This is a genomic window from Arthrobacter agilis, from assembly GCF_006494655.1.
In the GTDB taxonomy this organism is placed as follows: domain Bacteria; phylum Actinomycetota; class Actinomycetes; order Actinomycetales; family Micrococcaceae; genus Arthrobacter_D; species Arthrobacter_D agilis.
The window spans coordinates 437,528-455,858 of sequence record NZ_VHIM01000001.1 but is presented as its reverse complement, the minus strand read 5'-3'; the positions used below and the strand labels follow the sequence as shown (position 1 = coordinate 455,858).

Here is an 18,331-nt window from a genome sequence, read left to right as displayed (position 1 = left end):
ACCGGTGCGCAACATATTCGAAGTGTACTGAGGTTTCCGGAATGTGCTTGCGCGGATCTCTCTCCGGGTGCAGGCCCTCCGGAACGGCAGCGGACCGGGAGGAGCAGGATCGGGATCCTCCCGGCTGCCCTCAGGCCTCCGGCGGCAGGGCCTCGTGGTGTTCCTTGCCCTTGGTGCGGCGGTCCTCCTTCATCTCCGCCTCGAAGAGGTGACGCTTGCCGTCGGCGAGGGAATCGCGCGCGTCCTTCTCGAAGGACTTGAACTCGGAGTAGTAGTGGTCGTCGTAGTCCTCCACGATCTGGAAGGTCCAGCGGCCCTCGATGACGTTGCGACCGATGATCTCGGACGCCAGCCGGTCCGCGACGTCGGTGTGGCCCGCCTTGCGGAACAGCTCCTCAGCCTCGGACAGGTTGAGGTCCGCCTTGCCGGTCAGGCGGTGGAAGCCGTAGAGGTAGCCGCGGGCGTGCTCCACCACCTCGAGGGCTTCGGAGAGTTTCCCCAGGGCCTCGACGGTGAGATCGGAGACGCCCTCGGGGCGCTGGTGGTGTGCATCGGGACCAGGGGTATCGGGAGTTGCCATACGACGTACCGTACCCACCGGCACCGACCATTAGACAGGGGTCTCTCGCCCGGAGCCGGGCCCTGACCGGGAACCCGCGGGTGCGGTAAGGCCCCTGGCCGGGACGCGGGCGGGCTAGCCGAGTTCCGGCTTCGCGATCACCGCGATGTCGTAGTCCCCGAGGCCCGCGCGCTGGGCCTCCGTCAGAGACTGCAGCAGCGCCGTGACCGCCGGGAGTGGGTCGGGGGTGGAGCGCAGCATGAGACGGGCGTCCTTGGCCAGGAGGTCGGCCGAGAACTGGGTGTCATCGAAGGTGCCCGCCGTGATGACGGCTCCCTTCATGCCGGCGATCACGCCGAGGCCCGTACCCGAGAGGAGGTCCAGGACCACTTCGGCGTCGAGCCCGTTGGCCGTGCCGAGGCGCAGCGCCTCGATGAGTCCCTGCAGGGTGACGCCGAGCGCCAGGTTCGCGAGCAGCTTGCCCGTCGCCGCGTCCGACGGGGTTGCCACACGGCGCAGGCGCTCCTCATCCGCCCACAGCGCGGCGAGGGGCTCGACGACGTCGACATCCGCGTCCGAGCCACCGAGCAGAACGCCGAGGGTGCCCGCCCGCGCGGGTGCGAGGCTGCCGATGACGGGTCCATGCACGTACCGCACGCCGGCTGCCGTGGCGTAGTCGGCGAACTCGCGCGCGTCCTCGGGCGAGACCGTGGTGACGTCGAACCAGACGGCTTCGGCCGGGATCTCCAACCCGGACAGCACCACCTCGCGCACGGTGTCCGGTCCGAACAGCACGGTCATGACGACGTCGGCCTCGCGGACGGCGTCCTCGCGTGAGTCCGCCCGGTGCGCTCCGGCGTCCACGAGGCGCTGCGCGGCGGCGGGAGTACGGTTCCAGGCCGTGAGTTCGTGGCCTGCGCGGAGCAGGTGCACTCCGAGCTCGTGTCCCATGCGTCCTACGCCGAGCAGTGTGATCTTCATGAAGTCCTCCGGATGGTCTTTCGTGTGGGGGAAGCTGGTCCGACCAGCAGGGGCGGGCGGAGCCGGTCAGTCGGCGCTGACCTGGTGGCGGAAGGTGTCCCGCCGGGTGTGGAGGTCCCAGAGGATTCCGGCGAGGACCGCGGGGTCCTTCTCCGGGTCTCCCTCGATGATGCGGCCGCCGATGATGAGCTGCGACACCTGGATCCCCTCCTCGCCGAGGACCTCGTTGAGCAGCTGCGCGTAGGCGGCCTGCCCGGCGAACGCGACCGAGGTGCCGGTCACGGCACGGCCCGGCTTCACCGCGGATCCTCCGTTGACGAAGAGGATGGTCCCGCGGTTCTCGCCGAGGAAACGCATACCGGGCACCACCTGGTGGACGGCGGCCACGGGCCCGTAGATCGAGAACTCGATGGGCCCCTTGAGGTCGGCCGGCGTGGTCTCGAGGACCGGTCGCATGAAGTCCTTCTGCGGCAGGGGGCTGTACTGGAGTACCTCGATGGGGCCGAGTGTCTCGGTGGCTGCCTCGAGCGCTGCGGCGATGGACTCGGGGTCGCGGACGTCGGCGGCGAAGCCTCGGGCGTGGATGCCCTCCTTGCCCAGGTCCTCGGCCAGGGCGTCGAGCTTGCCCTGGCTGCGGGAGATGAGGGCCACTGACATCCCCTCGGCTCCGAAACGCCGTGCCACGGCGGCGCCGAGGCCGCGTCCTGCTCCGATGATCGCAATAGTTGTCATGTGGGTGCAATCGATCAGGGGGCTGAATAATTCCGGGTGCGCGCGTGCGCGGGTGCGCCGGTACGCCGGTACGCCGGTGCGCCGGGTCCTCTGTTGTTCCTGGACCGCTCAGGGTACCCGGGAGGGTGGCACGATGGACGCCCGGGCTCTGAGTTCGGCCTGCAGGACGTGCAGTCGAGGTTCGTAGTCGTGCGCTCCGATGCGGGACGCCACCTGCTCGACGGCGAGTCGGCCCATCTCGTCCACCGGCTGGGCGATCATCGTGAGCGGCGGCTGCATGACGGTCGCCCAGCTCGTGTCGTCGAACCCGACGAGTGAGACGTCCTCAGGGTAGGAGAGTCCGAGGCTCTGCACCGCGCGGATAGCGCCGATGAGTGCCTCGGCCTCCGTCGCGAAGAGCGCCGTGGGGGGATGCGCCGACCGCAGCATGGCGGAAGCCGCCTGCACTGCCTCCTCCTCCGTCTTCGCCCCGGTCGTGACGAGGTCCGGTTCATAGGGGATCCCGGCGTCCTGCAGGGCATCCAGATAGCCGCGCAGGCGCTCCGCGTCGCTCCACAGGCTGCGGGTGTTGACGGTCAGGAGGCTATCCAGTGTGTCGATCGGGGCATCCGTGGTGGGTCCCCACAGGAAGCCGATCCGCCGGTGCCCGGCCTCGACGAGCGTCCGCGTGACGCGCCGCGCCTCAGCCCGATTGTCGACGACGACGGCGTCGAGGAGCAGGCCTGGAACCAGGCGGTCGATCAGGACCACCGGTGTGCCGCGACGCGTCGCCTCGGTGAGGTGTTCGGCTTCGGTCGCGCCGACGGCGGCCGACGAGACGACGATGCCGTCCACCTGCTTGTCCAGGAGCACCCCGACGGCGTGGCGCTCGGCCTCCAGGTCCTCATAGGTGCTGATGACGATGACATCGAGGTTCCGCGCGCTTGCCGCATCCGAGGCCCCGCGGATCAGGCCGGAAAAGAAGGTGTTGCCGATGTCCGCCACGACGATGCCGAGGGAATTGGTGACTCCCGTGGTCATGCTGCGCGCAAGGATGTTGGACCGGTACCCGAGGCGCTCGGCTGCGGCAAGGACGCGTTCCCGGGCTACGGCGCTCACCGAACCGTAGCCCCCGAGCGTCCGTGCCGCCGTCGCCCGGCCGACACCCGCTTCTGCCGCGACGTCGGAGATCGTGGGGGCGCTGCTGGAAGGATGCTCGGACGCCATGGGCTAATGGTAACGAGGGAGCAGGGCCGCCGGCCCGGTCAGGGCAGCCCGTGCGGCGTCCGGGTCCGCCTCGGAGAACGGACGGCCGCGACCGAATGCCCCTTCGACCGTGCATTGCCGGGCAGAGTACCGGGCGCCTCTCCTCATCGCGGCGGCGACGTCGGCGGCGTCCGGACGGTGGTCCCTCGACCACCCGGCCTGGAGCAGGTGGAGGAGGAAGGCGGTGAGGTAGGCGTCTCCGCACCCCATGGTGTCGACGATCGACGACGCTGCCACGTGGTCCGCGCCGTCCTCGTGGAACGTGCTCCCATCGAGGAAGAGGGCGCCGTCGGTGCCTCGCGTGGCGAGTGCGGCCCCCGCGCCGTGCCGGATCGCAGCGAGGAGCAGGTCCCGGGAATCCCGGTAGCTCAGATCCGCACAGGAGAACTGTGCCAGGTCCACGGAGGGGCACACGGCGGCGAGGTAATCATCCGTCCGGCGGTCGTCGTCCGACGAGAAATCGAAGCTCAGGCGGGCGACGGCGGAGTGCAGGACCGGAAGGTGTTCCTCGATACCGGAGTAGACGCTGGAGTGCGCGACGTCGAATCCCGACAGGTAGTCCACGTCCTTTCCGGACGGGCGGAATGGCTCTGCGAGCGTGACACCTCCGCCGTTCCAGTCGAGGAAGCGGCGCTCGCCGTCCTGGAGGTGGATGTTGGTCCAGCCACTCGGTCCGTGCCGCGTGATCGAGCGTGAGATGTCGACGGACTCGGCGACGAGGGATTCCTTGAGGTGGTCGCCGAAGCTGTCGTCCCCGAACACTCCGAGGTAGGCCGACTCGGCCCCGAGACGACGGGCGAACACGGAGAAGTTGACGCTGTTGCCGCCGGGATATGACCTGCGGCGGTCGATGAAGCGGTCGATGATGTTGTCGCCGTAGCCGAGAACGCGCATGGGTGCCTTGCTGCTCGAGGGAGGGGCCACCGGCCGGGCGTCGTGCGCCCGGCCGGTGGCGAGGGGATCGCCGTCGGCTCAGTACTCGACGACGCGGTAGTACCGGCGCAGGTCGAGCGAGTGGTCGCGCTGCTTCTCGAGGTGTTTGCTGATCCGGCTGGTGATCGTGTCCATCACCAGCGGGCCCAACAAGCCCCGGAATTCGTCGTCGATACCCTCGAGCGGGTAGTCCGCGGTGTCCAGGACCGTCGTGGCCTGAGAATACTTCTCCGAGAACCTGACGACGCGCTCCATGAGGGGGCGGGTCTCGTCCTCGCCGACGAACAGCAGGACGCTGGTATCGGGTTCGATCAGTTCGAGGGAGCCGTGGAAGAACTCGGCACCGTGCACCCGGGTGGTGTGCAGCCACTGCATCTCCTCGAGGATGCACATGGAGTAGAGGTAGGCGTGTCCCCAGAGATTGCCGCTGCCCACCACGAAGTGAAAGTTCGTCTCCCTGTGCCGTTCCGCGAACGCCTCCGCCAGCGGTTCGGCCTGGCGGGCGACGCCGACCAAGGCCGCGGGTACGGCCGGCAGCTGCTCCACGAGCTTGTCGTACCCGGCGAACTCACCGCGTTCCGACAGGAACCGCGTGGTGAAGAGCAACAGACCGAGGTCGAAGGGCCACGCGTCGGGCTCGGTGATGAGCGCGTGGTCCACGGCCTTCGCGATCGGGCTGTCCGTGATGCCGGTGAAGCCGACCGTGCGGACGCCACGCGCCTTGCAGTACTCGATGCACGCGATGACATCCTCGGTGGTGCCCGACGCGGACGTGAACACTGCCACCGCACGCTCGTTGAGGAGCGCGTCCCCGGAAAGGACGAGTTCCGCGGCGATGGCCGAGCGCACGGGAACGGTGGTGTTCCGGCGCATCAGGTGCTCGTAGGGCCACATCGCCGCATAGGTGCCTCCCGATCCGACGAGAAACACCGCTTCGACGTCGGACAGTCCCGAGACGACGTCTTCTATGCGCGGCTGCAGGGCCAGGAAACTCTGTGCACGTTTGAGGAACTGGTCCTCATCGAATTTCAACATATCGATCCCTTCGAAAGCGGCAATGGCGACCGGTTTGATACCGGTATCACCGGCACATCGTTGCACGACGGATTCGCGGGAGTCAATCACTCCCGCGAGCAGGTGAACCTGCCACGAAGAGTTTCCTGATGATGTCTGCCTTGCTCTGGTACCGGTATCATTTCTGCGCTACTGTGATCCGCACCACGCGGAAGTGCAGGCCCATCGGGCACCTGCCGTCCACCCGCAGCAGAGGCTTCCGGGCAGGTCCCGGTCAAAGAAGGAGGCTCGGCCATGAAGAACATCCGACGGGGAGTATGCGCGGTGGCAGCCGCAGCAGTCATGGGACTCACGGCGTGCGGAGGCGGGACCGATGTCGAAGCGGCCGACCTCACGGCCACGCCGGAGTACGAGGGGACTTTGTCGATCCTGACGAAGTTCGGCGGCGAGCCGCTCTCGCCCTATTTCGAGGACCTCGCGGCCGAGTACACGTCCCTGCATCCGGAGGTGGACTTCGAAATAATCCAGGAGACGGATCAGAGCGTCAAGGACAAGACGAAGACCCTGGTGGCCTCCTCCGCACTGCCGGACATCTACTTCTCGTGGACAGGCGACTACGCCGACAAGTTCATCGAGGGCGGATTGGCCACCGATCTCAGCGCCGTTCTCTCACCCGACACCGAATGGGGTTCGACCTTCGGGCAGGCGTCGCTGGATGCGTTCGCCGAGGACGGGAAGTACTACGCCGTCCCCCTGTACAACAACGGGAAGTTCATGGGCTACAACAAGAGCATCTTCGACGAGGCCGGCGTCGCTGTCCCCACCACGTTCGAGGAGCTGATCGCCGCCTGTCCGAAGCTCGAAGCTCAGGGTGTGGAGCCGCTGGCCTTCGGGAACAAGGACGGCTGGCCCGGTCTGCACGTCCTCCAGCAGCTCTTCGCCTACAACGTGCCCCAGGACGTCCTCGAAAAGGACTTCGTGCCGGCGACGGCCAGCTGGGACCACCCGGGGTACGTGAAGTCCCTCGAGGAGTTCCAGACCCTGGTGCAGGAGTGCACGGGTACGGGGACAGACTCCAACGGTGTCCTGTATTCGACGGCCCAGCAGGCGCAGTCCGCCGGCAAGGCTGCCATGTACTTCCAGGAGATCCTGGAATTCGACTCCGTGGTCACCGACTCCTCCGAGATCACTGCGGACGACTTCGGGATCTTCGCACTGCCGGCGCCGGAGGGCGCCGAGGGCGATGCCGCAGCCCTCGAGGGCTCTCCGGAGGGGCTGATGGTCAACGCGCGGTCCCCACGCCAGGCGCTCGCCGTCGACTTCCTCAGGTTCGCGACCAGCAAGGCCAACGCCGAGACGCTGGCCGGAGCGCCGTTCAGCCAGCCGAGCACGATCGTGGGCGCCGTCTCCGCATCGACGGCGAGCCCCGCCGTCGTCGAAGGAGTCTCGCAACTCAACGAGGCGAGCTATCTGCTCGGGTGGCTCGACGCCGTGACCGTCCCCGAGGTCGCCGACGCGTGGCTCGCCGGTGGCGAGGCTCTCGTCTCCGGTTCCGAGACTCCTGAAGAGGTCCTGGGCAATGTCCGCGCCGCTTCAGACAGCGCCGAGTAGCACCGCTGCCGCCGCATCCCTGCTTTCTCCGACCGGAGCAGCAGGGGTGCGGCGGCAGCGCAGACCGCGCGGCTGGGTCTGGGTGGTGCCCGCGCTCCTCGTGCTGGGTGTCTTCGTCTACCTGCCCCTGCTCCAGAACCTGCAGTACAGCGTCATGAAGTGGGACATCTATGGTGGGGGCTCCTCCTTCATCGGGTTGGCGAACTACGAGAAGCTGGCCGGTGATCCCGTGTTCTGGCGAGCTCTGGCCAACAACGTGGCCTATGCCGCGGTCTCCCTGCTCTGCCAGGTCTTCGGCGCCCTGCTTCTCGCCGCGCTCGTGGAAAGCATGCGGTCCGAGCGGTGGCGTCGCGCGCTGCGGGCCATCTACTTCGTGCCGTCCGCCATCTCCCTCACCGTCGCGGGCCTGCTGTTCTACTTCGTCTACGAGCCGGAACTGGGCATCCTGAACGCGTTCCTGCGAGGAGTGGGGCTGGAGTCGCTGACGCAGGCGTGGCTGGGGCAGGAGGGCACGGCCATCTGGGCCGTCATCGCGATGAGCCAGTGGCAGGGCTTCGGCTATTCCACGCTGCTGTTCGCGATCGCCATCCAGCGGATCCCGCAGGATCTCTACGACGCCGCGTCGCTCGACGGGATCGGCCCGGTCAGGCGGTTCCTCCAGGTCACCGTCCCGCTCACTCGCGAGATGACCGGACTCATGATCATCGTCACGCTCTCCGGCGCCTTCCAGGTCTTCAACGAGGTCATGGTGATGACCAGCGGTGGCCCCAACAACTCCAGCCAGGTCCTGGTGTCGTGGCTCTACCGCATGGGCTTCGGACGCAACGACTTCGGCTACGCAGCGGCCATCGCGACGGTGATCTTCGTCCTGACCCTGGGCGTGGCACTCGTGCAACTGGCCATCACACGCAAGAGGAGAGTCGAATGGTGACCCGAACGGGTGTCCTCGGTGTCGTCGCAAGGACCTTCGTCGCGTCGTTCCTGCTGGCCCTCGCCGTCGTCGTGATCTATCCGCTGCTCTGGATGGTCCTGAACGGCTTCAAGACCAATACCGAGCTGTTCGGCAACCCCTTCGCGCTGCCGCTGCAGCTCACCTGGGAAAACTACGCGAAGGCCTGGAACCGCGGCGTCAGCAGCTACCTGATGACCAGCATCCTCGTGACCGTCACCGCGACCATCGCCACCGTGTTCATCAGCGCCTGGGCCGCGTACGGACTCACGCGCATGCAGATTCCCTTCAGCCGCACGGTTTTGGCCCTGATTCTCGGGGGTCTCATGCTCGCTCCCGCCGTCGCGCTGATACCGCTCGTCAGGATGTTCCAGGCGCTCGGTCTCTACAACACGTTCTGGGCGCTCCTGATCCTCTACGTGGCGTTCCGGATCCCGTTCACCACCTTCCTGATCCGCGCCTACATGGTGGATCTGCCGGTCGAGATCGAAGAGGCGGCAGCAGTGGACGGGGCCGGCAAGGCGAGGGCGTTCTGGAGCATCGTGCTCCCCATGTGCAAACCAATCCTCGTGTCCAGCGTGATCCTGAATATCCTCTTCACCTGGAACGAGTATTTGTTCGCCATGGTGTTCACCAGCGGGGGAGACCTGCAGACGCTGCCGATCGGGCTGACGAACCTGATGAGCAAGCACGGGACCGAATACCCCGTGGTGTTCGCCGGCATGACGATCGCCGCCATCCCGGTGATCCTGCTGTTCTTCCTCACGCAGAAGTACTTCGTGCGCGGGCTCGCCGACGGCGTCGGGAAGTAGCGCACTGCCTGCGCGGGCGCGTCAGGGCACCACCACACCGAAGGGCGTACCGACGATGGCCGGGAGGAAGGTGACCGATACGGTCTGAACCAGCGCGATGATACCGAGGACCAGGCCGGCCGTGCCCAGTGCGCGCACTCCGCCGTGGACCGCCACCGCCGGACTGCCGAGACCGATGGCCGCCACGATGACGCTCGCGAGGGCGATCGCGAGGCTGCCGGGCACCAGGGGCGAGACCGCCAGGGCGACGACCCCGAGGCAGAAGCCGACGATGGTGAGAACGGTGCCGGCGCGGGAATCCGGAACCGGACCGCGGGCCGGTGGCGCGACGCGCCGTCCGGTCCAGCCGCGGCCGTCCCAGTAGTGCTCGACGCCCGCGTGGCTCGGGGCGGGACTCGTCGTGTCCCCATCGTTCGGACCCGTATACCAGCCCGGCTCCGGAGCGTCCCCGGGAGCGCCGCCGACCGTGCCCGGGAACGTCTCCTGCCACAGGCGGGCACGACGACGCTACGCGGACGGCCCGGCGGGGAACTGCAACTCGTCGAGGGCCGCGGTGACGCGGGCCGCCGCGTCTCCCGACTCGTCGCCGGCGGCTGCGTGGGCCAGACGCAGGGACTCGGGCCGGGTGAAGCCGGCGTCCTCGAGTCGCTGCTGGAAGTAGGTGCTGCGGTGCTCGGCGCTGAGGTCCATCCCCACAGGCTAGGGCCGGAGTGGCCTGCCGTACAGGTGGTGGGAGCCGTGCCTCAGCGCACGGTTCCGAGGATGGTCCGCTGGATGGCGACGGCGGCGGCCCCGCGCGCCCACGGGGCGAAGTCGGAGGGCCGGCGGCTGAGCCGCAGGGGCGATGCCTCGGGATCGCGGTGCTCGCGCACGGTGTCCTCGAGGGTGGCCGAGGCGAGCTCGGCGACGTCCATGCCCTCACCGGAGAGGACGACGAGGTCCACCATCGTCAGGTTCGCGACCGCGGAGACCAGCACGCCGAGTGCCCGCCCCGCCTCACGCACCAGTCCGCCGGCGACGGCGTGCCCGTCGGCCGCGAGCGCGAGGATGTCGGCGTAGGGCAGCTCCCCGCCCGTGGCTGCCGCGAAGTGGGAGCGGATGGCAGGAATGGTCAGGATGGCCGAGGCGCAGCCGCGGTGGCCCTGCCTGCACCGCGGTCCCAGCGGATCGATGGGGTAGTGGCCCACCAGGCCCAGGCCGGCGTCGGGCGGCGCGATGACGATGTCATTGATGACCAGCCCGTACCCCACACCCGCGCCGACGGTCAGCACGGCGAAGTCGGTCTCGCCGCGTCCCGCGCCGAACCACTGCTCCGCGATGGTGAGCGCCACGACGTCGTTCTCCACGACCACCGGAAGTCCGGTGCGCTGCTCGAGGAGGTCCGCGAACGGCACCTCCCGCCAGCCGAGGAACGGTGCGCGCAGCACCGCGGTACCCCCGCCGACCTTGCCGCCGATGCTGACCCCGATACCACTGAACTGATCCAGCGGGCCGAGATCGGCGACGGCGGCCATGATGGCATCGAGGACCTCGTCCACGCCGTGACCCGCGAGCGCCCGCTCGCTGGACCCGATCACGGTGCATGTGAGGTCCGTGGCCACGGCGGCGGCGGAGTCTCCGGAGAGCTTGATGCCGACGAACCGGTGCGCATCCGGACTCACTTCGAGGGGGCGCACGGGACGGCCGACGGCGGCCGTGCCGGGCTCCTCGGATTCCCGCAGCACGCCGGCGTCGAGCAGGGGCTTGCTGAGCCGGGTGAGACTCGCGACCGAGAGCCCCAGCCGGACGGCGAGGTCACCCCGGGAGATGGGCCCGCTGATGAGCACCTCCCGCGCGAGCGCACGGGCTGAACTGTGGGGGGAAAGGGTCGCAAGTGCTTCCACCGCTACCCACCTCCTTCCTCGTCGACTGATTGACACGCCTATTATTTCTATCGTAAAAAGAATGAGGACGCACAGGTGGTTCCCGCCAGGAACCGGTGGCGTCCAGCTCCTGCCCACCATCGAAAGGGACACCGTCTCCGTGACCTCCACCGTCAGCCCCGACGTCGTATCCGCCGAGGACGCCACGGCGGAACTCGCCCCCGCAGCCCTCGACGAGCGCATGCAGGACCCGAACTGGTGGCGCCAGGCCGCCGTCTACCAGATCTATCCGCGCAGCTTCGCCGACTCCGACGGCGACGGCATCGGCGACCTCAAGGGCATCACCTCGCGCATCCCGTACCTGCGGTCCCTCGGCGTCGACGCCGTGTGGCTCAGCCCCTTCTACCCGTCGGCGCTCGCCGACGGCGGGTACGACGTCGACAACTACCGCGACGTGGACCCGAAGCTCGGGACGCTCGACGACTTCGACGAGATGATCGCCGCCCTGCACGACGCCGGGATCAAGCTCATCGCGGACATCGTCCCCAACCACACCTCCAACCGGCACGCCTGGTTCCGCGAGGCCCTGGCCTCGCCCAAGGGGTCGGCGGCACGCGACCGCTACATCTTCCGCGACGGCAAGGGGCCCGACGGCTCCGAGGCGCCCTCGGACTGGGAGTCCGTGTTCGGCGGACCCGCCTGGGAGCGCACCGAGGACGGGCAGTGGTACATGCACATCTTCGCCCGCGAACAGCCGGACCTGAACTGGGACAACCGCGAGGTCCGTGACGACTTCCTCACGACACTCCGCTTCTGGTCGGATCGCGGCGTGGACGGCTTCCGCGTGGACGTCGCACACGCCCTCACCAAGGACATGAGCGAGCCCCTGCCGTCACGGGCCAAGCTCGGTCCCGAGGGCGGGAACCACAACGGCAAGCACCCGTTCTGGGACCGCGACGAGGTGCACGAGGTCTTCGCCGAGTGGCGCCAGGTGTTCAACGAGTACACCCCGCCCCGGACGGCCGTCGCCGAGGCGTGGGTCCACGCCGACCGCCGCGCCCGGTACGCGAGCCCCGAGGGGCTCGGCCAGGCGTTCAACTTCGACCTGCTGCAGGCCGACTGGAACCCGCACCAGTTCCGCGACATCATCACGAAGAACCTCACCGAGGCAACCTCCTCCGGGGCGTCGTCGACCTGGGTCTTCTCGAACCACGACGTCGTCCGGCACGCCACGCGGTACGGCCTGCCCTCGGCGGGACCGGACAGCACGGCGGCGGAGAACGGCAGGGGCTGGCTGATGAGCGGCGGCCAGGAGCCCGCCCTCGACCACCGGCTCGGGGAGCGTCGTGCCCGCGCCGTCTCTCAGCTCATGCTCGCGCTGCCCGGGTCCGCCTACCTCTACCAGGGCGAGGAGCTGGGCCTGCACGAGGTCGCCGAGATCTCGGACGAGGACCGCCAGGACCCCACCTTCTTCCGCAACACGGGCGTGGACGTGGGCCGTGACGGCTGCCGCGTGCCCCTGCCGTGGACGAAGGACGGCGCGTCCTTCGGGTTCGGCTTCAGCGGTTCGCACCTGCCGCAGCCGGCGTGGTTCGGCGAGTACGCCGTCGAGGTGCAGGAGGGCGATCCCTCCTCCCACCTCAGCTTCTACCGGCGCGCACTCGAACTGCGGCGCGAGCTGCAGGGCGACGAGGACTTCAGCTGGGTCGAGGAGCCGTCCGCCGAGGTGCTGCACTTCACGCGTCCCAGCGGCTGGCACAGCATCACCAACTTCGGGTCGACGCCGGTGGAGCTGCCCGCGGCCCAGGTGCTGCTCTGCAGCTCGCCGCTCGAGGACGGGAAGCTGCCGGCCGACACGACGGCCTGGCTGATCTAGCCACGCTGATCTAGCCACCACCGCGGATGACGGCGGATCACCCTCCCCGGGGTGGTCCGCCGTCGTCGTTGCGTGCGCGCTGCCGCGGGTCTGACGCGCCGCGCCGGGTTGTCAGAGCCGCGGTACCGCCCCCGCGGGTCTGACGCGCCGAGCCGCGTGTACACCCCGGGGGAGGGTGTTCGTCGGCGGGGGAATCGGTTGAACCCGCAGCGGCGCCGTTGGAATACTGGAGACAGACCGGGAACGACGGCGGGAGGGCAGCGGCATCAGCAGGTCCAGCGAGCACGAGGAGCGCCTGCGGAAGGCGGCCCAGTACCGGGCTGCGCGCGACGGCGGCGACGCAGCGGACGCGATGGCCGAACTCGACCGGCAGAACGACGACGCCGACGCGACGAGCGGCGAGATGGCACCACTCCGCGAGGGCGAGGACGAAGCGAAGCGCGCGCGCCTGATCGTGGACCGGGCCATCGCGCGGGGAGAGTTCGAGAACCTGGCGCTGGCCGGCAAGCCCATCCCCGGGCTCGGTGAGGCGCACGACCCCGACTGGTGGGTCAAGGGACTCATCCAGCGCGAGAACATCACCGGGCTCGGCCCGCGCGCCATCCTGCTGCGGACCGAGGATGCGGAGCTGGACGACCGCCTGGACCGCCAGTACACCGAGAAGCAGGTGCGGGAGGTCCTCGAGGACTTCAACTACCGCGTGATCGACGCCCGCCGGCAACTGCTCGGCGGCCCGCCCGTGGTCACCAGGCTCCGCGACGTCGACGCCGAGGTGGAGCGGTGGCGCGAGCGACGCGAGGCGTCCCGGCGGGCTGCCGAAGCCGCCGCACCGCCCGCCCCGGCGAGGGTCCCCTTCTGGCGGCGGGTCTGGCGGGGAAGCACCTAGTTCGGGATCACGGAGAAGAGGAACTTCCGCTTCACCATCACCCAGATGACCAGCGTCACGACGGCGTGGAGGAGCAGGCCCTGCCAGACGCTCGTCCGGTCCAGTCCCGGCAGATTGCCCACGGCCAGCACGAAGAACACGTGCACGATGAACACGTAGAGACTCGACTGCCCGAGCGGGATGTAGAGCCACCCGACGACGGCGTGCAGCGGCTTCCAGAAGCAGGTCAGGATCACATGGGCTGCAACCACGAAGAACGCGAGGTCGATCAGGCGGCCCGGCTGCAGGAAGACCCTGACGTAGCCGGCGTCGTACAGGCCCTCGTAGAAGCCCCGGGGAATGAACGGGAGCTCGAGGCGGTAGGTGGCGTCGAGCCAGAGGAGTGCCAGTCCGAGAGCGTAGACGCCGAGCAGCGCCCCGATCAGGAACTTGCCCCAGTTCCGGCTCAGGGTGTCGATGACGCGCCGTCGGTAGTAGCCGAGAACAACGCCGTGCACGAAGATGACCTGCCAGGTCAGCAGCGGGAAGACGTCCTGGAACTGCGCGTCAACGACCCGCACGTGGTAGACGCTGTCGATTCCGTACAGCGCCCAGCTGGCGGCCAGCAGCACCCACCACAGCTTCTTCCGCAGCAGCTCCACGAGCAGCGGTACCGCGAGGGTGAGCACCACGAAGAGGCCCATGATGTTGAAGGTCCACGGGCCCATGGTGAGCAGCAGGAGGTCGCGGATCGCATAGCCGGGCGGCGGGTAGTCGAACAGGCGTGCGGCGTTGGGGTAGAGGTCGTACACCCGGCCTGCGGCGTCCGCGCCGTTGCCGCCCGTGCCGCGGTCGGTGAACGTGGTGATGACGGAGGCATCGATGAACGGGACGAGCGAGAGCAGGTACACCGCGATCACGACGCCGAGTGCGGTCAGGTAGAGCCGCACCGACCGCTTCACGCTGCCCTTGAGCGCTGCTGCGGAGCCGAGCCTGCGGATCGCGATCGGGTACACCATCCCCATGACCACGCCGGACAGCATGACGAACAGCTCCGCGCCGGTGATCGCCCCCACGATGTTGCGGGCGAGGAAGGACCACGGCCCGGCGAGTTCGATGTGGACGACGACGACGTAGGTGATGATCCAGCCGCGCAGCAGGTCGATGCGGAGGTCACGCGGATCCTGCTCGCTCGGGTAACGCCACTGCGGCCGGAATGCCCGTGCGAGACCGGCCAGGAGCAGGAGAACGAACAGCCCCACGACGGACGCCACCATCCAGTCCATCGCGGTGAGGGGAGTGGCCGGTGCCCAGACCTGGGACGTCGACCGGTTGGCATCCGCCTGGCGGACGACGTCGGTGACAGGGCCGAGGCGCACGTCCGCGGCGTCCAGCGTGTCCTGCAGCGCCGCCGTCGTCGTACCGTCCCCGGTGAGACCCCAGTCGACGGTGTGACCGTCGGCTTCGGGCTCCATGCGGGATGCCTCCAGCCAGGCGATCATGCCGATCTCCGGGTACTCCGCGGCGAGGGCGGGATCGAACAGCTGGTCGAGCCAGGCGCCCTTGATCTCCGCCTCCGTGGCGCTGCCAGGATCCTCCGGGTCGTACAGGGCCGCGGTCTGCACCAGGACCCGCTGGTCCCGGTCCGCCCCGTACTCCCGGGCGAAATCGATGCGGGGAGCCCCGGGTGCTATGCCGTAGGTCCCGGCGAGCTGGTCGGCGAACTTGTCGGCTTCGGGAACCACCGAGGTGATGATGGCACCCGAGTACTCCCGCGTGCCGTCCGCGCTCGTCGTCGCCCCCCGCTCGTAACTGCCGAAGTGGTACATCGACAGGCCCACCCAGTCCACGGCGTCGTCGCCCGGGTAGTAGGGCGCGTAGGGGTCGTCACCGCGGTCGATCAGGCCGTTGCCGTTCGTGTCGAGGGAGGCGACGCTCCCGGCTTCGAGGCCCTCCACCGCCCCGTACGCCTCGGTGAACGGATATCCGGCCGCGTACGACGGCGCCCACACCATCGCGGCGCCCGGCACGCGCTCGTGGACGACGTCGGCAACCTCGACGAAGGCGTCCACGTAGGCATCCGGCTGCTGTCCCCAGCTGAGCCAGGTGCCGTTCATCTCCGGCGCGAAGCGCACGAAGAAGGCCGTCCTGAACTCGTCGCCGAGGCGCTCCAGTGTGTCGGCCAGCCGTCCGGCGTCGTCCGCGGTGAGGTCTGCCAGGGGGACGGACGGCTCGAGGGAGACGACGGCGATGGCCCCGAGCGGGGCCTCCTGGCGGGCGAGATCGAGGAGGTCCCGTTCGGCGGCCGCATCGAGCGGGTACCCGACCGGCCGGCTGAAGAACGACGGCGTGATCCCGGCCCGGTCCGCGTAGGCGCGGGCATTGTCCGCGGACCAGTCGAGCTCCGGACCGAAGTAGCGCCCCTCGGCGAGGGCTGTCGGGTCCTGGACGGGCGGCTGGTCCGACTCCACCGTGGTGGTCGGGAGGCCGACGGTCAGGGCGTGGGCCGGGGCGCCGCCGGCGAGGAGGGCGGCCACGAACACCAGCAGCAGGATCAGGGCCCGCAGGGCGCCGGCCGCCCGGGCCGGTGCTGTCGGCGTCACGCCCCGGCGTCCTGCCGTGCCTTCGCCTTCGAGATGTCCGCCTGGTAGTGCTCGAACCCGCGGTAGCGCACGGCCTCGATGATGACGCTGAAGATGACGAGGTCGAAGGCCACCCAGACCAGGTTCACCGAGGTGCCGAGGATGTCCGCCTGTCCCACGATCATCCGGACGACGCCGACCACGGCGGCCGCGACGAGCAGGCCCATGGCCCAGAGCTGCGGCTTCACGAGATCCCACCGGAGCGTGCTGTCCTGCTGCAGGGTCTTCGGTGTCACGGCGAAGTCGAGGCTGCGGCCCAGGTACACGTTGCCGAAGGCCGAGGTGATCGAGCGGATCCAGACGGGGAACAGGGCCAGGGAGTACTGCTGGCCGCGCCAGGTCCTGACCCCCTTGCCCACCACGGCGAACAGGAGCTGGTTCACCAGCAGGAAGGGGATCAGCCGGACGAAGAACTCCGTGCTGATGGAGTTCACCGGGAGAATGCCGAAGGTCAGGTAGATGATCGGCGCCGCGATGTAGACGAGGGCGGCGAAGCCGGAGAGGTAGCTCCACATGGTGGCGCCGTACATGAGCTTCTGCGCGATGGTGAGGCCCTTCTGCGCGAAGGGATTCTCACGGAACATCACCTGGATGGTGCCCTGCGCCCAGCGGAGGCGCTGGGTCAGCATCGAGTTGAGGTCCTCGGGTGCCAGGCCGTCGGCGAGCTTCTCGTGGTGGTAGGCCGATTCCCAGCCGAGGGAGTGGAGCCGCATGCACGTCGCCATGTCCTCCGTGACGGAGATCGTCGCCATGGGCATGACGGCCATCGCCTCGCACCCGCGGTCGGCATTGACGGATTCGATGAGGAGGCGGACGGCGTCGATCGCCGCGAGCGGGGACCAGGAGCGCTGCGCCAACTGGTCGAGGGCGCTGTCGTCGACGACGGCGAGACCGGGGGTGCTCGCCGAGGCGTCCTGCAGACCCTCCTCGAGCCCCTCGATACCGAGGTCCGCGAGGGAGGCCAGGTCCTCGTGGAAGGCCGCGATGTCCGCAGCCACGAGGGTCCGGGTGACCGCGGCGACGCGCTGCTGGAACTCGTAGGTGACTTCGGAGATGCCGTGGCCCTTCTGCAGGCGGCGGCGCACCCTGCGCAGGTCCTTCGCCACGATGTCCAGGGCGTCGCTGATGCGCTCGTTCCCGGGCCCGAGGTTCCTGCCGGCCTTCGCCAGGACCTTGTCCGACGTCTTCAGTGCCTTGTGCAGGGCGAGTTCTATCTCGGTGACGTAGCGCGTCACGCCGAGCTGCATGAGCGCCTCGCGGCGGATGATCGCGTTGGAGCCGCAGAAGAAGGCGGCGTTCCAGCCGTCCTTGCCCTGCTGGATCGGTCCGTAGAACAGGGGGGCCTGGCTGCCGAGGGGATCGGAGTCCGGAACGTTGATGAAGACCTGCGGGGTCTGGACCAGCGCCATCTTCTCGTTCGTGAAGTAGCCCAGCGTGCGGTGCAGGATCTGCGGATCGGGAATCTGGTCCGCGTCGAGGATCACGAGGAACTCGCCGTCGGTGGACATCAGCGCGTTGTTGAGGTTGCCCGCCTTGGCGTGGCGCGGCATGTCCTTCCAGTCGGCGGAGCGGGTGATCCAGCCGATCCCCTCGGCGTCCGCGGCGGCGCGGACCTCCGCCCGGTTCCCGTCGTCGAGGATCCACGTCCTGTGCGGGTACTCGATGGCTTTCGCTGCACGTGCGGTGGTCAGCACCAGGTCGAGGGGCTCGTTGTAGGTGGTGATGAAGACGTCCACGGTGAGGCCCTCGGGCGCCGGTGGCGGCGTGCGCTTCTTCAGCCGCCACACGGTGAAGCCGAACAGCAGGGAATCGATCAGGGAGTAGGTCTCGGCCAGCACCAGGGGGATGGCGATCCACCAGGCGTCCCAGTTGATCGACCACAGCCACCGCCAGACGATGTAGTTCAGGCCGAGCACGGCCGTCACCAGCACGATCGACCGGATAAGCAGGGTGCGCCCTCCGGCGGACTCCTCCCGTGGGGAGAGCACGCCGTCGAGGGAAGGGTCCTGCGGCGACATCGTCCCCATGCTCCAGCCACTCTCCATCTCCTGCGTCCGCGCTCAACGGCGCGGCTTCGGTGACTTGTGTGCGCCGGGACGGCTGCACTGAGACGCTCACCGGGTCGCGAGGGACCATGCAGTACGGGAACCAAGCTACCCGAGGTTGCGCGCCTGGCCGCGCCCTGACGGGGCCTGTGTCATTTATTGAGCACAATTTGAGCTTTCCCACAGCCGTGCCACGAGTGCGGGC

The 18,331-nt window shown here is 68.7% G+C and carries 16 protein-coding genes; 5 read left to right on the top strand and 11 right to left on the bottom strand.

The window, feature by feature from the left end; translation table 11 throughout:
• Positions 1-130: 130 nt before the first annotated feature.
• The 6 genes from FJV46_RS02025 to FJV46_RS02000 form a co-directional block, all read right to left on the bottom strand.
• A complete protein-coding gene (locus FJV46_RS02025) occupies positions 131-580 on the bottom strand; it encodes a hypothetical protein (RefSeq protein ID WP_087031420.1) in 450 nt (149 codons plus the stop codon).
• A gap of 114 nt (positions 581-694) precedes the next feature.
• Positions 695-1,540, bottom strand: a complete 846-nt coding sequence (locus FJV46_RS02020; RefSeq protein ID WP_087031417.1) for an NAD(P)-dependent oxidoreductase — start codon at positions 1,538-1,540, stop codon at positions 695-697.
• Positions 1,541-1,606: 66 nt separating this feature from the next.
• Positions 1,607-2,272 (bottom strand): SDR family NAD(P)-dependent oxidoreductase, encoded by a 666-nt coding sequence (locus tag FJV46_RS02015; protein ID WP_087031414.1) that lies wholly within the window; start codon positions 2,270-2,272, stop codon positions 1,607-1,609.
• Between the two features lie 108 nt (positions 2,273-2,380).
• Positions 2,381-3,478, bottom strand: coding sequence for a LacI family DNA-binding transcriptional regulator (locus FJV46_RS02010; protein WP_087031411.1), 1,098 nt, complete (start codon positions 3,476-3,478; stop codon positions 2,381-2,383).
• A 3-nt stretch (positions 3,479-3,481) separates the two neighbouring features.
• Complete coding sequence (locus FJV46_RS02005) at positions 3,482-4,411, bottom strand: PfkB family carbohydrate kinase (protein ID WP_087031408.1); 930 nt, start codon at positions 4,409-4,411, stop codon at positions 3,482-3,484.
• Between the two features lie 78 nt (positions 4,412-4,489).
• Positions 4,490-5,485 (bottom strand): SIS domain-containing protein, encoded by a 996-nt coding sequence (locus FJV46_RS02000; protein ID WP_087031406.1) that lies wholly within the window; start codon positions 5,483-5,485, stop codon positions 4,490-4,492.
• Positions 5,486-5,758: 273 nt separating this feature from the next.
• Between FJV46_RS02000 and FJV46_RS01995 the strand changes: the two genes are divergently transcribed.
• Genes FJV46_RS01995 through FJV46_RS01985 form a run of 3 tightly spaced genes read left to right on the top strand, consistent with a single transcriptional unit; the run spans position 5,759 to position 8,836 of the window.
• On the top strand, positions 5,759-7,075 hold the full coding sequence (locus tag FJV46_RS01995) for an ABC transporter substrate-binding protein (RefSeq protein ID WP_087031404.1): 1,317 nt from the start codon (positions 5,759-5,761) through the stop codon (positions 7,073-7,075).
• Positions 7,044-8,006 carry a carbohydrate ABC transporter permease gene (locus FJV46_RS01990; protein ID WP_087031400.1) on the top strand — a complete coding sequence of 321 codons (963 nt, stop codon included), beginning with the start codon at positions 7,044-7,046 and terminating at the stop codon, positions 8,004-8,006. Before FJV46_RS01995 ends, FJV46_RS01990 begins: the two co-directional genes overlap by 32 nt.
• Positions 8,000-8,836, top strand: a complete 837-nt coding sequence (locus FJV46_RS01985; protein ID WP_087031398.1) for a carbohydrate ABC transporter permease — start codon at positions 8,000-8,002, stop codon at positions 8,834-8,836. The genes FJV46_RS01990 and FJV46_RS01985 overlap by 7 nt, the downstream gene beginning before the upstream one ends.
• Before the next feature lie 21 nt (positions 8,837-8,857).
• Here the strand turns inward: FJV46_RS01985 and FJV46_RS01980 are convergent, their stop codons facing one another.
• From FJV46_RS01980 to FJV46_RS01970, 3 genes are all read right to left on the bottom strand, one after another.
• The gene (locus FJV46_RS01980; protein WP_087031395.1) at positions 8,858-9,061 is read right to left on the bottom strand and encodes a hypothetical protein; all 204 of its coding nucleotides are present in this window, start codon (positions 9,059-9,061) and stop codon (positions 8,858-8,860) included.
• Positions 9,062-9,343: 282 nt separating this feature from the next.
• Positions 9,344-9,526 carry a hypothetical protein gene (locus FJV46_RS01975; protein WP_087031392.1) on the bottom strand — a complete coding sequence of 61 codons (183 nt, stop codon included), beginning with the start codon at positions 9,524-9,526 and terminating at the stop codon, positions 9,344-9,346.
• Between the two features lie 53 nt (positions 9,527-9,579).
• On the bottom strand, positions 9,580-10,719 hold the full coding sequence (locus FJV46_RS01970; protein WP_232008587.1) for an ROK family transcriptional regulator: 1,140 nt from the start codon (positions 10,717-10,719) through the stop codon (positions 9,580-9,582).
• A 220-nt stretch (positions 10,720-10,939) separates the two neighbouring features.
• Between FJV46_RS01970 and FJV46_RS01965 the strand changes: the two genes are divergently transcribed.
• A complete protein-coding gene (locus FJV46_RS01965) occupies positions 10,940-12,574 on the top strand; it encodes a glycoside hydrolase family 13 protein (protein ID WP_087031970.1) in 1,635 nt (544 codons plus the stop codon).
• Between the two features lie 352 nt (positions 12,575-12,926).
• Entirely contained in the window at positions 12,927-13,460 is a 534-nt protein-coding gene (locus FJV46_RS01960) for a DnaJ family domain-containing protein (protein ID WP_087031389.1), read from the top strand.
• On the opposite strand, the gene opgC is transcribed toward FJV46_RS01960, so the two are convergent.
• The gene (gene opgC / locus FJV46_RS01955; RefSeq protein WP_087031386.1) at positions 13,457-16,042 is read right to left on the bottom strand and encodes an OpgC domain-containing protein; all 2,586 of its coding nucleotides are present in this window, start codon (positions 16,040-16,042) and stop codon (positions 13,457-13,459) included. The genes FJV46_RS01960 and opgC overlap by 4 nt on opposite strands.
• Entirely contained in the window at positions 16,039-18,099 is a 2,061-nt protein-coding gene (locus FJV46_RS01950; protein ID WP_087031967.1) for a glycosyltransferase, read from the bottom strand. Before FJV46_RS01950 ends, opgC begins: the two co-directional genes overlap by 4 nt.
• Between the last annotated feature and the right edge of the window lie 232 nt (positions 18,100-18,331).

Bases quoted from the DNA above. Each gene is read 5' to 3' on its own strand.
- FJV46_RS02005 (WP_087031408.1), bottom strand. From the start codon at position 4,411: ATGCGCGTTCTCGGCTACGGCGACAACATCATCGACCGCTTCATCGAC.
- FJV46_RS01985 (WP_087031398.1), top strand. From the start codon at position 8,000: ATGGTGACCCGAACGGGTGTCCTCGGTGTCGTCGCAAGGACCTTCGTC.
- FJV46_RS01950 (WP_087031967.1), bottom strand. From the start codon at position 18,099: ATGTCGCCGCAGGACCCTTCCCTCGACGGCGTGCTCTCCCCACGGGAG.
- FJV46_RS02010 (WP_087031411.1), bottom strand. From the start codon at position 3,478: ATGGCGTCCGAGCATCCTTCCAGCAGCGCCCCCACGATCTCCGACGTC.
- FJV46_RS01995 (WP_087031404.1), top strand. From the start codon at position 5,759: ATGAAGAACATCCGACGGGGAGTATGCGCGGTGGCAGCCGCAGCAGTC.
- FJV46_RS01960 (WP_087031389.1), top strand. From the start codon at position 12,927: ATGGCCGAACTCGACCGGCAGAACGACGACGCCGACGCGACGAGCGGC.
- FJV46_RS02015 (WP_087031414.1), bottom strand. From the start codon at position 2,272: ATGACAACTATTGCGATCATCGGAGCAGGACGCGGCCTCGGCGCCGCC.
- FJV46_RS01965 (WP_087031970.1), top strand. From the start codon at position 10,940: ATGCAGGACCCGAACTGGTGGCGCCAGGCCGCCGTCTACCAGATCTAT.
- FJV46_RS01990 (WP_087031400.1), top strand. From the start codon at position 7,044: ATGTCCGCGCCGCTTCAGACAGCGCCGAGTAGCACCGCTGCCGCCGCA.
- FJV46_RS02025 (WP_087031420.1), bottom strand. From the start codon at position 580: ATGGCAACTCCCGATACCCCTGGTCCCGATGCACACCACCAGCGCCCC.
- FJV46_RS01975 (WP_087031392.1), bottom strand. From the start codon at position 9,526: ATGGACCTCAGCGCCGAGCACCGCAGCACCTACTTCCAGCAGCGACTC.
- FJV46_RS02020 (WP_087031417.1), bottom strand. From the start codon at position 1,540: ATGAAGATCACACTGCTCGGCGTAGGACGCATGGGACACGAGCTCGGA.
- FJV46_RS02000 (WP_087031406.1), bottom strand. From the start codon at position 5,485: ATGTTGAAATTCGATGAGGACCAGTTCCTCAAACGTGCACAGAGTTTC.